The 14,374-nt window shown below is 65.0% G+C and carries 14 protein-coding genes; 9 read left to right on the forward strand and 5 right to left on the reverse strand.

Annotated elements, in window-relative coordinates:
• Positions 1–7: 7 nt before the first annotated feature.
• Complete coding sequence (locus ABIA65_RS16325) at positions 8–889, reverse strand: acyl-CoA thioesterase (protein ID WP_241399310.1); 882 nt, start codon at positions 887–889, stop codon at positions 8–10.
• A gap of 97 nt (positions 890–986) precedes the next feature.
• On the opposite strand from ABIA65_RS16325, the gene ABIA65_RS16330 reads away from it, so the two are divergent.
• The 4 genes from ABIA65_RS16330 (at position 987) to ABIA65_RS16345 (ending at position 5,492) form a co-directional block, all read left to right on the forward strand.
• Positions 987–1,619, forward strand: a complete 633-nt coding sequence (locus ABIA65_RS16330) for a TetR/AcrR family transcriptional regulator (protein ID WP_241399311.1) — start codon at positions 987–989, stop codon at positions 1,617–1,619.
• Positions 1,620–1,793: 174 nt separating this feature from the next.
• Complete coding sequence (locus ABIA65_RS16335; RefSeq protein ID WP_241399312.1) at positions 1,794–3,023, forward strand: amidohydrolase family protein; 1,230 nt, start codon at positions 1,794–1,796, stop codon at positions 3,021–3,023.
• 55 nt (positions 3,024–3,078) lie between these two features.
• Positions 3,079–4,224 (forward strand): acyl-CoA dehydrogenase family protein, encoded by a 1,146-nt coding sequence (locus tag ABIA65_RS16340; protein WP_241399313.1) that lies wholly within the window; start codon positions 3,079–3,081, stop codon positions 4,222–4,224.
• A complete protein-coding gene (locus ABIA65_RS16345) occupies positions 4,221–5,492 on the forward strand; it encodes an acyl-CoA dehydrogenase family protein (RefSeq protein WP_241399314.1) in 1,272 nt (423 codons plus the stop codon). The genes ABIA65_RS16340 and ABIA65_RS16345 overlap by 4 nt, the downstream gene beginning before the upstream one ends.
• A gap of 73 nt (positions 5,493–5,565) precedes the next feature.
• Here ABIA65_RS16345 and ABIA65_RS16350 read toward each other — a convergent pair whose 3' ends face one another.
• The 4 genes from ABIA65_RS16350 to ABIA65_RS16365 form a co-directional block, all read right to left on the reverse strand.
• The gene (locus ABIA65_RS16350) at positions 5,566–6,405 is read right to left on the reverse strand and encodes a BtpA/SgcQ family protein (protein ID WP_354524189.1); all 840 of its coding nucleotides are present in this window, start codon (positions 6,403–6,405) and stop codon (positions 5,566–5,568) included.
• Between the two features lie 18 nt (positions 6,406–6,423).
• The gene (locus ABIA65_RS16355; RefSeq protein WP_354524190.1) at positions 6,424–7,146 is read right to left on the reverse strand and encodes a class II aldolase/adducin family protein; all 723 of its coding nucleotides are present in this window, start codon (positions 7,144–7,146) and stop codon (positions 6,424–6,426) included.
• Between the two features lie 32 nt (positions 7,147–7,178).
• A complete protein-coding gene (locus ABIA65_RS16360; RefSeq protein WP_241399317.1) occupies positions 7,179–8,669 on the reverse strand; it encodes an FGGY-family carbohydrate kinase in 1,491 nt (496 codons plus the stop codon).
• 114 nt (positions 8,670–8,783) lie between these two features.
• Complete coding sequence (locus ABIA65_RS16365; protein ID WP_354524191.1) at positions 8,784–9,542, reverse strand: inositol monophosphatase family protein; 759 nt, start codon at positions 9,540–9,542, stop codon at positions 8,784–8,786.
• Between the two features lie 134 nt (positions 9,543–9,676).
• Here ABIA65_RS16365 and ABIA65_RS16370 point away from each other — a divergent pair, with 134 nt between their 5' ends.
• The 5 genes from ABIA65_RS16370 to ABIA65_RS16390 all read left to right on the forward strand — a co-directional run bounded on the left by ABIA65_RS16370 (position 9,677) and on the right by ABIA65_RS16390 (position 14,349).
• Entirely contained in the window at positions 9,677–10,441 is a 765-nt protein-coding gene (locus ABIA65_RS16370) for a DeoR/GlpR family DNA-binding transcription regulator (protein WP_241399319.1), read from the forward strand.
• A 49-nt stretch (positions 10,442–10,490) separates the two neighbouring features.
• Complete coding sequence (locus ABIA65_RS16375) at positions 10,491–11,264, forward strand: SDR family NAD(P)-dependent oxidoreductase (protein WP_241399320.1); 774 nt, start codon at positions 10,491–10,493, stop codon at positions 11,262–11,264.
• 45 nt (positions 11,265–11,309) lie between these two features.
• Positions 11,310–12,605 carry an ABC transporter substrate-binding protein gene (locus ABIA65_RS16380; protein ID WP_241399321.1) on the forward strand — a complete coding sequence of 432 codons (1,296 nt, stop codon included), beginning with the start codon at positions 11,310–11,312 and terminating at the stop codon, positions 12,603–12,605.
• 83 nt (positions 12,606–12,688) lie between these two features.
• Positions 12,689–13,537 (forward strand): carbohydrate ABC transporter permease, encoded by an 849-nt coding sequence (locus tag ABIA65_RS16385; protein WP_241399322.1) that lies wholly within the window; start codon positions 12,689–12,691, stop codon positions 13,535–13,537.
• Positions 13,534–14,349: a carbohydrate ABC transporter permease gene (locus ABIA65_RS16390; protein WP_241399323.1), complete on the forward strand. Its 816-nt coding sequence runs from the start codon at positions 13,534–13,536 to the stop codon at positions 14,347–14,349. Before ABIA65_RS16385 ends, ABIA65_RS16390 begins: the two co-directional genes overlap by 4 nt.
• Positions 14,350–14,374 lie beyond the last annotated feature (25 nt).

A 14,374-nucleotide genomic window follows, 5' to 3' on the forward strand; every position in this document is an offset into this window, starting at 1 on the left:
GTCGCGCCTAGAACCGTGTGGACGCGTCGATCGAGGTATCGGTGGTGCGCAACGGGCGAATCATGGCGTCCTGGGTGAACGATGCGATGAGATCGCCTGCCTCGGTGTGGATCGTGCCGCGGATGTAGGACATCCCCGCGCCGACCTGCGTGCTCTCGTGGGTGTACAGGATCCAGTCCGACCAGTGAAACGGTTCGTGGAAGCTGACGCCGATGGTCATCGGCGCGGTCGACACCGTGAGGTGCGCCTGACTGGTGCCGATACCCTCATGGGCGCGCATCGTCGCCGAAATACCAAGGTGGCCAGTGAAGTACGCGATGAGCGCCTTCGCGAGGTCATCACGCGTCGGCACCGTGTCGTAGTGCAGCCACGCGTGCAGTTCGGGCGGACCGACCTCATCGGGGCTGTTGACGTCCACGACGTCGACAAGGCGCAGCTGTCGACCGACCATCGGCATGTCGGACACGTTGGCGTCGGCGGGTGCGGCGACGTCGGGTCGCGGCAGGTGATGGCGGATGACGTCGCCCGATGGGACATCGGTGAACACCGTGACCGTGATGCAGCGCTTGCCGTTCTGACTCACCGACACCACCGCGGTCGCCGTGGTTCGCCCCTCAGCGATGACATCGACGGTCAACTCGACCGGTGGTCCGACCAGAACAGCCCGGGAGAAGACCGCTGACGCCGAGCGCACCGACTTCTCCGGAAACCGTTTGGCCACCGCCACGATCGCCTGCGCGAGAACCTGACTCCCCTCGACCACCTGCCGTTCGTCGGCTCCCGCGATACCCGTCTGGCCCACGAAGCGATCCGTGCCGTCGGGCTCGACATCGAAGAGGTCGAGCAGCCGAGCGAGGGTCCACTCGGATTGTTCGGACTGTGCGGTCATGGCAGACACCCTTCTCGTGGTGGCGAATTCTGTTGCCGTCGCGAATTCTCGGCTGCAAGCACACCACAGACTGTGCGAAAACGGTAACGTCATTCTCATGGCCAAGTCGACCGAACGCTCCTCGGCCGCGTCGACCGTCGCCGGCCCCGTTGAGGAGGATTCGCGCGCCACCCGGTTCATGAAATCGGCGCTCGCCATCCTGGGCGAGACGGGTCGCGCCGACTTCACCGTGCTTGAGGTCGTCGAACGCTCCAAGACCTCGCTGAGGTCCTTCTACCAGCACTTCTCCAGCAAGGATGAGCTGCTGCTGGCCCTGATCGAGAAGATCATGGCGGAGTCCACGCTGCGCTGGCGCGCCGAGACCGCGAGCCTCGCTCCCCCCGAGGCCCTGCGCGTCCTGATCGAGCGCGTCGCCGCGCCGGCGTCCTCCACGACACAGGACAGCATCAACCGCGGCCTGACGTTCTACAACGACCACCTCGCCGAGACCATGCCCGCGGAGTACGCCAGGGTGCTGTCCCCGGTGAAGGTGCTCATCAACGACATCATCGTCGCCGGAATCACCGACGGCACATTCGATCCGGAGATCGACGTCGACCCGGCCGCCACGCTGATCATGCAGTCGGCGATGGGCGCGATGCGCCTTCGTGTTCTCGGCGCCGAACTCAACGGGACACCGCTCGAGGGCAAGCACATCTACGACTTCTGCCTCCGCGCGATCTCCCGGTAGCGCGCCTTTCCAGGCAGCTTGCTCTCCAGACCGACCGTCAGCACACGTCGAAACCTCATCTGACCTGCACGCTGTGCACCCGCCAAACTCACTCCGCGCACTCCTCTGTTTTCCCTGTTCCAGACGTGGTAACGTCATTACCAGTAGCGATAATGTGACTTCCAGGAGGCGGATATGCCATCACGCGAACTGTCCTATCCGGTTTTCGATGCCGATAACCACTTCTATGAGCCCAAGGAAGCCCTGACCCAGTTCCTGCCGGATCACCGCAAGGGCGTCATCGATTACATCGACGTCCGCGGCCGGACCAAGATCATGGTCCGCAACGTGGTCAGCGACTACATCCCGAACCCGACGTTCGAGGTCGTCGCCCGGCCCGGCGCGCAGGAGGACTACTTCCGGCACGGCAGCGGCGGCAAGTCCTACCGCGAGGTGATGGGCAAGCCCATGAAGGCCATACCCGCCTTCCGCAATCCCGAGGCTCGCCTTGAGGTTCTCGACAGCCTCGGCCTTGACTACACCCTGATGTTCCCGACGCTGGCCAGCCTGGTCGAGGAGCGGCTCAAGGATGACCCAGACCTGATCCTCGACATCGTGCACGCCCTCAACGAGTGGATGTATGAGACCTGGCAGTTCAACTACGAAGATCGCATCTTCTCCACCCCGGTCATCAATCTGGGCAATGTCGATCGCGCGCTGGAAGAGCTGGAGTGGTGCCTGGAGCGCGGCGCCAAGACCGTCCTGGTCCGGCCAGCGCCGGTGCCCGGTTACCGCGGCAGCCGCTCCATGGGTGTCGAGGAGTTCGACCCGTTCTGGGACGCCTGCGTCAAGGCCGGCATCCCCGTCTCGATGCACGCCTCGGACAGCGGGTACTCCAACTACCTCAACGACTGGGAACCGGCCACAGAGTTCAAGCCGTTCTCCCCGACCTCGTTCCGGATGGTCGCGATGGGCAAGCGTCCCATCGAGGACACGATGGCCGCGCTGGTCTGCCACGGCGCGCTGACCCGCAATCCGGATCTGCGCATCCTTTCCGTCGAGAACGGTGCCTCCTGGGTGCCCTACCTGCACTATCAGTTCAAGGACGTCTACTCGAAGATGCCGGACTCGTTTCCCGAGGACCCGATCCAGGCGTTCAAGCGCTGCGTTTACGTCGCGCCGTTCTGGGAGGACAACTTCAAGCAGATGGCCGATCTGTGCGGTATCGACCGCGTCATCTTCGGCTCGGACTGGCCGCACCCGGAGGGCCTGGCCGACCCGATCAACCTGGTCGATGACCTCGAGGCGCACGGTCTCGACGAGGAGGGCGTCCGAAAGGTCATGGGCGCAAACATGATCGACCTGTTCAAGGTGCCGAACAAGATCGTGCACAAGCCCGACGTGCCCGCGCTCGTCCTGAACTGATCACATCCCAACCCTGAAGAGGCTGGACCAATCGAATGACCGCTGGACCAATCGCATGACAGCGAAGGCCGACTCGCCGGAACAACTGCTCTTCGCGTCAACGGCTCAGGAGTTCCTGCAGTCGAGCGCCTCGCTGTCTCACGTGCGCACGCTGCACGCAGACGGTGTGTCATTCGACGCCGAGTGGTGGCTTAAGGCAGCCGAACTCGGCTGGGCCAGCCTGCTCGTCCCCGAGGGCCTCGGGGGTGGCAGCGTCTCCGGTGATGGCGTGGCCGACCTGGCGCTTGTCGCGGAACTGATCGGCCGGACCGTGGCACAGGGTCCGCTGCATCCGGTGAGCACCGTGCTCGCCGGCCTGGCCGATGCCAGCAACGCGCAAACCCACTCGGCCACCATCGAATCCCTGGTGTCCGGTGAGCTCGTCGCGTCCTGGGCGGTCTACGAACCCAAGCGGGCCTGGACACCGCTGGTGGCCGATGTGACCGCCACCCGCACCGACTCCGGATATCGGATCGACGGAGTCAAGGACCGTGTCGAGGCCGGCGCTGAGAGCGGCGTCTTCCTGGTCACCGCGCAGTCGGAAGGTGCGCTCCGACAGTTCCTGGTCCCCGCGAATGCTGCGGGGGTGAGCGTCGAGGTGCAGAAGTCCCTCGATCTGGTGAAGCGCCATGCCAAGGTGACCTTCGACGGCGTCGAGGTCGGTGCGGACGCGGCCGTCGGCACGGCGCAGGAGACGACGGGCCTGATCGCCCGTCAGGCGCAGATCGCGCAGCTTCTGCAGTGCGCCGAGGTACTCGGGATCCTCGAGACGGTTTTCGACTTCACCGTCCAGTGGGCGCAGGACCGGCACTCATTCGGTAGACCCCTGGCGTCCTATCAGGCGCTCAAGCACAAGTACGCGGACATGAAGATCTGGCTGGAGGCCACGCGTGCCACCACCCGCGCAGCGGCGGCCGCGGTGGGTGCACGTGCCGACAACGCGGAGTTCCTGGTGAGCGTCGCCAAGTCCTACGTCGGCGAACACGCAGCGCCCATGCTGCAACTCTGCGTCCAATTGCACGGCGGCATCGGCGTGACGTGGGAACACGACCTGCATCTGTATCTGCGCCGAGTCACCTTGAACCGCTCGATGTTCGGCACGCCCGAGGAGCACAACCTGCGTGTCTACGCGCTGCACGAGGAGTTGGAGTCCGCGTCATGACCGACACCGCATCAGCCACCACCGCGCCCGCCGAGGCCGCGGAGTCCGTCGCTGAGTTCGCCGCTCGTGCTCGGAGATGGCTGGCCGAGAACATGCCACGCATCGACCCGGACAACCCGCCGTTCGCCGATCGCGGCGAGGAGGCTCCGTGGCAGCGCGCCCGCGAACTCCAGAAGCGGCTCCACGCAGGCGGTTTCGCCGGCATCTGCTTCCCCCGGGAGTACGGCGGGCTGGGGCTTCCGTTGGCCTACCAGCGGGCGTTCGACGTCGAGTCGCGCGGCTACGAGTTGCCAATCATTCTGAACACTCCGACGTTCACCATCTGTGCGGCCACCATCCTCGACACCGGAACCGAGGAGCAGAGGCGCGACCGCATCGGCGCGGCGATCCGGGGTGACGAGGTGCTGGTTCAGCTGCTGAGCGAACCGAGCGGCGGATCAGATCTGGCCGGTGTGATCACACGCGCCGACCGACGCGATGACAAGTGGATCATCAACGGCGCCAAGACCTGGAGCACCAGCGCCTTCGCCGCCGACTACGGCCTGCTGCTAGCGCGCACTGACTGGACCGTGCCCAAGCACGAGGGACTGACGATGTTCCTGGTGCCCATCGACAGTCCCGGTATCACGATGCGCCGGATCAAGCAGGTCGACGGCGGCAATGAATTCTGTGAGGAGTTCTTCGACGACCTCGAACTCCCCGCCGACGCCGTCGTCGGTGAGGTGAACAAGGGCTGGGAAGTGGCCTCGCGGCAGATGTTCCACGAGCGCCGCGCGGTCGGCGGTGGTTCGGAGTTCGCCAGCGGGATTGGCCCGGAGGGCTCGAGCGATCAGCCCATCGACTACGTCGCTCTGCTGGCGGCCACCGGCCAGGCCGATGACGACCGGGTCCGCGCGGACGCCGGACGCGCGCTGGTGCGCCGCACCGTGCAGGAGCAGCTGGTCGACCACGTCTACCACGGCGTCCTCGACGGTTCGCTGCCTCCCGCGGCGGGGTCGATCATCCGCATCACGCACGCCGAGACCATTCAGTTCGAGATGGACACCGCTGTGGCCATTTCCGGAAGCCGCGGTGTCGTCGACGACGGCACCGGGTTGTCCAGCTACGGCGACCGGTACCTGTCGCGCCAGGCCGCCTCGCTCGGTGGCGGCACCAATGAGATCGCGCGCAACATCATCGGCGAACGCATCCTGGGCTTCCCGCGTGAGCCCGCAGCTGACCGCGGCGTGCCGTTCAACCAGGTGAAACGCGGGTCAGGTCAGAGGTAGCGCGGCGAGGGTCCGGGCGGCCTCGCATCGCCCGCTGCGCGCGAGGGTCGCGAAGCGGCCCGGACCCGTACACCTAGCCCGTTACAGCGGCCGGTTGCGCGGCGAGACTGCTCCGGTAATCCTTGACCACGGCCATGAGGTCGGCGACCCGCTTCTGGTCGGCGCTGTTCTCGAAGACGCCATCCTTCTTGAAAGCTGTTCCCACGACGGCGCCGTCGGCGATCGCGAGCTGTTGCTCCGCGGTGTCGACGCGCATACCGGTGTTCACGAACACCGGGACGTCGCCGGCGTTGGCCTTGACCGTCGACAGCGCCGAGCTGTCAGTCGGGGCACCCGCCGTCAGCCCGGAGACCACCAGCGCGTCGGGCCGGGCATTGAACACCGTCGACCGGGTGATCGAGGCCAGGTCGCGGTCGGCGACATAGGCCGTCGCCTCGGGAACCACGTTGAACAGCAAGCGAACTCCGGTTGCGTCCACGCGCCGGCGGTGGCGTGCCGCCGCACCCACGTTGGTGTCCCACATACCGAAATCGCTCGCGTACACGCCCGTGAAGATCTCGCGGACGAACGAGGCCCCGGTCGCCGAGGCGAGGTCGATGGACGCAATCCCGTCCCAGAGGACGTTGGCGCCGTACGGAACTCGGATGTCGTCATGTATCTCACCGATCACCCGCGCCATCGCGATCGCGGTGATGGGCTCGGTCTTGGTGAGGTACGGCAGGCTGAACTCGTTGGAGATCAGGACTGCGTCAACACCACCCGACTGCAGCGCATCCAGATCGCGACGGGCGTCGTCGACGATCTTGCGCATCCCACTCGCGGTGTCGTACGCGGGGTCGCCGGGCAGCGCCCCCAGGTGGAGCATCGCGATGATGGGCTTACTGACGCCGAACATCTCGTTCAACCACTGCATTTTGGTGTTCCTCCTTGATTAGGCGAGTTGCTGGACGGTGACGGTCTGCGTGTCGAGATGCACGCGACCTGCCTCAATGTCACCGGCCGTCTCACGATCGAAAATGTGGTAAAGGGTGAGTTGCTCGGGTTCGTGGCCAAGTGCGATCACCTTCATCGCCTGGCGTGCGGCCTTCTCGATGACGGTCGCGGTGAACAGGGCATCCGCGATGTCGACACCGAGAGCAACAGCACCATGCCGCGACATCAGCGCGGCCTTGCTCTGCGCCCCAAGCGCCGCCACCATATTGGCGCCGAGCTCGTCCGACGCCACGATGCCGAACTTGCCGCAGCGGATCGGACCGAAGCCGGCCCGCGTGTAGGAATCGATTGTGGCCGTGGGGATATCGCGCTCTGTCGCAGCGAACACCTGCGAATCCTCTGCGTGGGTGTGCACAATGGCGTTCACTTCGGGACGCGCGCGATAGATCGACAGGTGCATCGGCAGTTCTACAGTCGGATCCGTCATCGACTCGGGCTGCAGGTTGCCGTGCTCATCCACGATCGCGATGTCCTCGTACCGCACGTCCTTCCACGTCCTGATCGGAAGCCGGGCCGAGGGCGACGGCAACGCGTAGATCAGCCCGTTCTCACGGTCGAAGACCGAGATGTCGCCTGAATCCAGGCCTGTGGTGAGACCGAGGTCCACCATCCGCCAGGCACCGTCCACGACGGCCACCCGGTACTCGTCTCGTATGCGCATTTCCCTCTCTTCCAGCGGGATCGGATTGCAATTCAGGCGACCGGCCGGCGTTGAGCCAGCGCATGCGACACCGGAGCCAGAGCGTCACCCGTCTGCCGCCACAACCGATACGCCTCGTCGTAGACGCCAACCCGGTGCGGATCCGGGGTGAAGGTGGGGTCGATGCTCAGGAAGCGCGAGGAGTCGTCGACGGTCAGGTCCCCCGCCCCGACGCCGGCCAGGATCGCCGCACCGAGCGACGCTCCGGGATGGTCACGCACGGGCAGCAACTCGGTGTTGAGCACGTCGGCGTGAATCTGTTTCCACAGTGTCGACTTGCTGCCGCCGTTGGTGACGCTGGCCTGCGCATTCAGGGTGATGCCTGCGCCGGTCATCGCCTCGACGTTGTGCCGGAATCCGAAGGCTATGGCTTCCAGCACGGCCCGGTACATATCGGCCCGAGTGTGTTGGAGTTCGAGACCGACGAACGCGCCGCGAAGTTCCGGGTCGTGAATCGGTGACTTCTCACCGAGGAAGTAGGGCAGACACAGCAGTGACGCGGGGCGGCGACCGGCGGCCTCCTCATCGAGCTCGGCGAGCGCCGTGCCGCCGATAAGTGTTTGGAACCAGCGGATCAGGCTGCCGCTGGTGGCCATGCACCCGTTGGGCAGCCACACACCGGGCCGCGGATGCGCGTCGAGGTAGAGCCGTTCATCGACCACCGGGGTGTCGCAGGCCGTCAGGATGTCGCCTGCGCCACCAAGCTTGATCAGCCAGTCGCCCGGACTGTCCACGCCCGCGGCATACGCCGACAGCACGTGGTCCGCACCGCCGACCACCAGCGCCGTTCGAGGGTCCAAACCGGTTTCGGCTGCGAGCTTTCCGGAGATGGTTCCGACCTTGGTACCCGGTCGCACCGGATTGCTGAGTAGGTCGCGGTTCAGTTTCGCGGCGTCGATTCCCGCGTCATAGGGCGCACCGTCGATGGTGAACAGGCCAGATTCCAGCGCCCAGTTCTGCTCAACGTGTACCGGCGCGCCAAGCGCAATCAGCAGGTAGTCATAGGAGCCAACGACATGCTTTGTCCGAGAGAAGGCTTCGGGCTCGTGCCGACTGAGCCACATCAGGGTCGGAGCCACCGACTGCTGAGTGAGGGCCGAGCCTGTTCGCGCGAGCATGTCCGAACCGTCGAGAACCGCTGACAGTTCCGTAATTTCGTCGGTCGCGCGGGCGTCGTTCTGAAGAATCGGGCGTCGCACCGGCGCTAGCTCAGAGTCCAGGCACACCACCGCCGGAACCATTCCCGTGGTGGCGATGGCAGCCACCGCGGCAGGGTCGACGCCGGAGTCGGCGAGAACCTGCTTGATACCGCTCACGGTGTTCCGAATCCACACCGCGGCGTCCGCCTCGGCATACGCCGGGCCCTCGGAGAACATCGGCGATTCGAAATTGGCCTGAGCCACGATCCCGTCGGTGCGCTCCAAGATGACGGTCTTGGTGCCGGTCGAGCCGACATCCACCCCGATGTAGTACGTGCGCGGCAATGCACTGCCCTCCGCTTGCTCCTGGTGGCCTCATGGCGAGGACCACCGCGTCGATCGACTTGAATGTTATTTAATCACAGTCGATTTGTCGAGTATTCACATTTCTATGCCGGGTCAGGTCTCGATGCGGAGTGCCGATGAGTTTGCTGTCGGCCGAGTAACCCGGAGTCCAGCCTGCTCGGCGATGACGGCCCCGGCGGCCCAGTCGTACTCCGCCAGATCGGTCTCGACATAGCCGTCAAGTGCACCTTCGGCCACCGCGCACACCGCAAGCGCGGCCGACCCCAGCGCCCGCGAATCGGTGTAACCAGCCATCAAGTCCGCTGTCATCGCGAATTGCGACGCCCGGATCTCCTCCGAGTATGAGTAACCCATCCCGAGCAGCCTCGCCCCCGTCTCGCCCGTTGGGCCGGTCAGCCTGCGGACGCCGTCCTGATCGGCGAGCCAAGAACCACCACCAACGGAGCCGAAATAGGTCTTGTCCAGCGCGGGAGCCACCACCGCGCCGACGAGCCAGGTGCCGTCCGCGCCGACGGCACCCACCGACGTGGCGTAGTAGGGAATCCGCCGGGTGAAGTTGGTGGTGCCGTCCAACGGATCGATCGACCAGCGCACGAGCGCCCCACCACCGTCGAACTCGGGAAGCTCCTCACCGGTCACCTGATCTGCAGGTCGTCGTGCCAGAAGCACGTCACGCACGGCACGTTCTGCGGCCACATCCACGTCGGTGACCAGGTTGCCCTGTTCGCCCTTGACGTCCACCCGCAGCGCGCCCCGCGCCCCATCTTGGAGCACCGCCGCACCCGCGCGGGCCGCCGCCAACGCGACATCCAACAGCTCGGCGATGTCCAAGGATTCCAAATTCGTTGCCATAACTTCTTCCATCGGTCGGCGGGTGTGTGTTAGACATTAACAACAGATGCGGTGGCTTGGCACACTATCGGACAGTTAAGGGGCCTCTTTGTGTTAACGGATCACACCTCGATGGCTGAATCAGGTCCGGAGTCGTGAACGTCGAGGAGCGGCGAGCGCGCATCCAACAGCGCCTGATCTCCGAGGGTGAAGTCGACTACGCAACCCTGGCCACAATGCTCGACGTGTCGGAGATGACGATCCGTCGCGACATCGAGGTGCTCGAGTCCCAAGGCGTGGTCCGCCGGGTCATCGGCGGCGCGATCTCGTTCAACGGTAAATCTGAGGAACCGGCCTTCGAGGCCCGCGTCGAACAGGCCGCACACGAGAAGGCCCATATCGCCAAAGCCGCGGTGACCCTGCTGGGGCGCCACGAGACCGTCATCCTCGACAGCGGCAGTACGGCGCTAGCCGTCGCTCGAGTCATCCGGGGACGCGACCTCGGCCTAACGGTCATCACGCCGAGCATGCTGGCCGCACTCGAGCTCGTCGACGAGCCGAACACCACGATCTACCTGACCGGCGGTCGTCTCCGCCCGGGAGAGTTGAGCCTCATCGGCGCAGACGCCGAGGCGACCTACCGGCGCTACAACTGCGACACCTATGTGATGGGCGTGGCTGGCGTGGACGCCAAGCGCGGGCTGACCGACTATCACGGCGAGGAAAGCAACGTGAAGCGCACCGCGATGGAGTCGGCGGACCGGGTGATCCTCGTCGTCGACTCCCTCAAGCTCGGCCGCGTTCAGTTGGTGAACATCGCACCCCTCGCAGCGGCTCACACCATCGTCACCGACGGGCCCTCCGACCATCCCGTGCTGGAGGCCGCACGTCAGCAGGGCGTCGAGGTCGTGCTCTGTTGACCATCGCCGGCCGTGTACGCGCAAACCACCAACCAAGTAGAGGAAGGCAATGACTAAAACCGTAGTAGTCACCGGAGCCGGGTCAGGCATCGGCAAGGCAATGGTGACCGAGTTGGCCAAGCGCGACTGGCGTGTGGTGGTCACCGATGTCGACCCCGACGCGGCCCGGGACAGTTGCGCAAGCCTCGACCGCAGCAGCGGCCAGGAACACGAACACGCCAAGCTCGATGTCACGAGTCCCGAGGACGCCGCGCGGGTCGCCGAGGACGTCGCCGATCGGCTCGGGCTCGATGCCTGGGTCAGCAACGCCGGAATCTCGTTCATGCAGTCATTTCTCGACATGCCGCTGGACCGCGTCGACCGTACATTCGAGGTCAACCTCAAGGGCGTGTTCGTCTGTGGACAGGCCGCCGCGCGGGCCATGGTGCGCACCGGAAAGAAGGGCGCGATCGTCAACACCGCGTCGATGGCCGGTAAGGCGGGCAACGTGCCCTACCTCGCCGACTACGTCGCATCGAAGTTCGGGGTCGTCGGCCTGACCCAGGCCATGGCCCATGAGCTCGCCGCCCACGGCATCACCGTCAACAGCATCTGTCCCGGCTTCGTCGCGACGCCCATGCAGGAACGCGAACTCGAGTGGGAGGCCTCGCTGCGCGGGTGCACGCCCGAGGAGGTCAAGCAGATGTGGATCGCCGCCACACCGCTCGGGCGCCTCGAACTGCCCGAGGACATCGCCAAGGCCGTGGCGTTCCTGGTCTCCGACGACGCCGGGTTCATCACCGGGGAGGCTCTCGCCGTCAACGGCGGCGCATACATGGACTGACGCCGTCAGGTCCGTCACACAACAACGAACAGATTGGAATCTGCTATGTCGATCAAGAGGTGGGGCGCCGTTGCCTCAGCCCTGTTGGGGACGGTGGTGTTGACACTCGCAGGCTGCTCGAGCCCCAGCGAGAGCAACAGCGGCACCGGCGCCGGAGACATCCCGTCCGACACCAAGGGCACCGTGCGGATCCTCATGGAGGACGAGCACGACACCGAGGTCGTCGAGGGCCTGCTCGACGGTTTCAAGAAGGCCTATCCCAACATCAATCTCGACATCGAGAAGCTCGCCTACGACTCGATGCGCGACAAGCTGGTGGCGTCGTTCCAGTCGCCGCAGCCGACCTACGACTTGATCATGGTCGACAACCCGTGGATGGACGACTTCGTCGATGCCGGCTTCCTGCAACCGCTTCAGGACCGCATCAACACGACAACGGACTATGACTACGACGACTTCTACCAGTCGATGCGCGACATCACCGAGGTAGACGGGGTCGCCTACGGCGTGCCGATGTACAACTACGGCATGGGGTACATCTACCGAGATGACCTCCTGCAGCAGACCGGCCTGCCGGTTCCGACCACACTGGACGAACTCGTCACCACAGTCGACAAGCTCACGACGCCTGAACATGCCGGGATCGCGCACAGCCCGCAGCGGGGCTACAAGATCCTCGAGGAGTGGTCGAACTGGCTACTGGCGGCCGGCGGGCACATGTTCGACAAGGACGGCAAGCCGACCATCAACACGCCCGAGGCGCATCGCGCACTCGAGGTCTACATCGAGACACTGAAGAAGAACTCGCCGCCCAACAGCGCAAACTGGGCCCAGGACGAGACGATTCGCTCACTGTCCACCGGTGGCTCCGCCTCGATCGTGGGCTACAACTGGCTGCTGTCGAGCCTGAACAAGTCTGACGACGGCGCGCTGCGCGGCAAGTTCGCACTGGCCCCGATGCCGGGCGGACGCAGCTCGCTGGGACTGTGGTCGTGGGCCATCCCGGCCAACTCGGGCGACTCGGACGCCGCGTGGGCCTTCACCTCCTGGGTGACGTCCAAGGACGTCGAGAAGGAGCGCGTGATCGCCGGCGGCGCACCGATCCGCCAGAGCGCGGTCAACGATCCCGAGGTGCGTAGCAAGGGTCTTGGCGAGGGCTACTTCACGGCCCTCAACGAAATCCTCGCCAACTCCGAGCCAATCGCGCAGGGAGCAAACGCCGAACAGCTGATCCAGGAAGTCGGAACCCAGCTCAACGAAGCAGTCATCGGAGCCAAGAGCATTGATCAGGCTCTGGCCGACGCACAGACTGCTGCCGAGGAAATCTCGGGTCGCAAGTAGCGGCCCGGTTCTCCGGGGCCGGCGCACCCCCTCCCCCCCTCACGCCGGCCCCGGAGGACACACCTACACAGGGACACTCGTACATGAAGACCTTCCGTTACGGCATGCTGGCGCCGTTCGCCGCGGTGTTCGTCATCGCCATCGGCTTCCCGCTGCTGTACGCGCTGTACCTGAGCGTCACGGACCGAAAGCTCACGTCGCAGAAGCCTCCGAACTTCGTGGGCGCCGACAACTACACGACAGCGCTGGGCGGCCACTTCCTGTCCTCGCTGGGCACCACTTCGATCTACGTCGTCATCGCGGTCGCGGTTGAGTTCGTGCTCGCGCTGATGATCGCGCTGGCGCTGCAACGCCAGCGGTGGATGAAGGATCTCACCCGTTCGGTGTTGCTGATCCCCATGTTCATCACCCCGATCGCGGTCGCGCTGGTGTTTCGGTTCCTGCTCAACAGCCAGCTTGGCCCAGTGCCGCACACCCTTTCGGTGTTCGGCATCGACATTGACTTCTTCGGATCCGGAGTCGCGCTCTACACACTCGTCGCCATCGACGTGTGGCAGTGGACTCCGTTCCTGGTGCTGCTCATCCTGGCCGGCCTCGAATCGATGCCCAAGCAGCCGCTGGAGGCGGCCAGGGTGGACGGTGCGTCGAGCATTTACACGCTTTTCCGCGTGACGCTTCCGCTGCTGTCCCCCGTGCTGACCGTCGCGATCATGCTGCGTGCCCTCGACGCGCTCAAGGTGTTCGAGTACGTATACGCAACGACCCGCGGCGGCCCCGGCACACAGACCGAGACGCTGCAATACCTCATGTACCAGACCGGAATTCAGTTCTTCCGGCTTGGCGAGGCGAGCGCGATCGCCTGCATGATGCTCGCGCTGGTGCTGGCCATCGTCATCATCGTCTACCGCCGGATGGAGAAGGTGGCCTCATGAGCTCCCAACGTGCCTTCAACGCAGGTCGCGTTGCGCTGCTGATCCTTGCCGTCCTGGTCGTCGCCGTCCCCCTGGGCTGGATCACGTTGGCCAGCTTCAAGACCCCGGCACAGATCAACGACCCGGGCTTGATGTTGTTCAGCCCCACCACGGACAACTGGTCACAGGTGGTCAACAGCGGCATCGTCAGCGCGGTCAGCCGCAGCGCGCTGGTCGCGCTGGTCTCCGTGAGCGTCAGCATCGTGGTGGGCTGCATGGCCTCCTACGCGATCAGCCGGTACCGGGCTGGTGGTTCCGCCACCAAGTTCGGGATGCTTGCGGCCCAGGTCCTCCCGCCTGCCGTGCTGGTGTTCCCGTTCCTCACGATGGCGTACTCACTGCGCTTGAGCGGCACCCTGATCCCGGTGATGCTGGCGCACATCAGCTTCGTGCTGCCGTTCGTCACCTGGTTCATGATCGGGCTCTGGGAATCGGTGCCTGCCTCCCTCGAGGAGCAGGCCCTGGTCGACGGGCTGACCCGGTTCGGCGCCTTCCGGAAAGTGATGGTGCCGCAGGTGCTTCCAGGCCTCGGCGCATCAGCCATCTTCGGGTTCACACTGTCATGGAACGACATGTTCTACGGACTGATCCTGGCGCCCAACAAGAACCAGTTACTTCCGGTCGCGATATCGTCGTTCAACACCTTTCGCGGTGTCGACCTCGGCACGATGAGCGCCGCGATCATCATCTCCGTCGTCCCCGTGATCATTGCCGCCTTCTTCGTGCAGCGCCGGCTCATCCAGGGTCTGGGCGGCGGAGCCGTCAAGTTCTGAGAACCTGAGCAAACAGAGAGAATCC

Source organism: Mycolicibacterium sp. 624, from assembly GCF_040548615.1.
Taxonomy (GTDB): Bacteria; Actinomycetota; Actinomycetes; order Mycobacteriales; family Mycobacteriaceae; genus Mycobacterium.

Excerpts from the sequence above, each read along its gene's own strand:
- ABIA65_RS16390 (WP_241399323.1), top strand. The coding sequence starts at position 13,534 with ATGAGCTCCCAACGTGCCTTCAACGCAGGTCGCGTTGCGCTGCTGATC.
- ABIA65_RS16330 (WP_241399311.1), top strand. The coding sequence starts at position 987 with ATGGCCAAGTCGACCGAACGCTCCTCGGCCGCGTCGACCGTCGCCGGC.
- ABIA65_RS16380 (WP_241399321.1), top strand. The coding sequence starts at position 11,310 with ATGTCGATCAAGAGGTGGGGCGCCGTTGCCTCAGCCCTGTTGGGGACG.
- ABIA65_RS16385 (WP_241399322.1), top strand. The coding sequence starts at position 12,689 with ATGAAGACCTTCCGTTACGGCATGCTGGCGCCGTTCGCCGCGGTGTTC.
- ABIA65_RS16345 (WP_241399314.1), top strand. The coding sequence starts at position 4,221 with ATGACCGACACCGCATCAGCCACCACCGCGCCCGCCGAGGCCGCGGAG.
- ABIA65_RS16350 (WP_354524189.1), bottom strand. The coding sequence starts at position 6,405 with ATGCAGTGGTTGAACGAGATGTTCGGCGTCAGTAAGCCCATCATCGCG.
- ABIA65_RS16325 (WP_241399310.1), bottom strand. The coding sequence starts at position 889 with ATGACCGCACAGTCCGAACAATCCGAGTGGACCCTCGCTCGGCTGCTC.
- ABIA65_RS16375 (WP_241399320.1), top strand. The coding sequence starts at position 10,491 with ATGACTAAAACCGTAGTAGTCACCGGAGCCGGGTCAGGCATCGGCAAG.
- ABIA65_RS16355 (WP_354524190.1), bottom strand. The coding sequence starts at position 7,146 with ATGCGCATACGAGACGAGTACCGGGTGGCCGTCGTGGACGGTGCCTGG.
- ABIA65_RS16340 (WP_241399313.1), top strand. The coding sequence starts at position 3,079 with ATGACAGCGAAGGCCGACTCGCCGGAACAACTGCTCTTCGCGTCAACG.
- ABIA65_RS16335 (WP_241399312.1), top strand. The coding sequence starts at position 1,794 with ATGCCATCACGCGAACTGTCCTATCCGGTTTTCGATGCCGATAACCAC.
- ABIA65_RS16365 (WP_354524191.1), bottom strand. The coding sequence starts at position 9,542 with ATGGCAACGAATTTGGAATCCTTGGACATCGCCGAGCTGTTGGATGTC.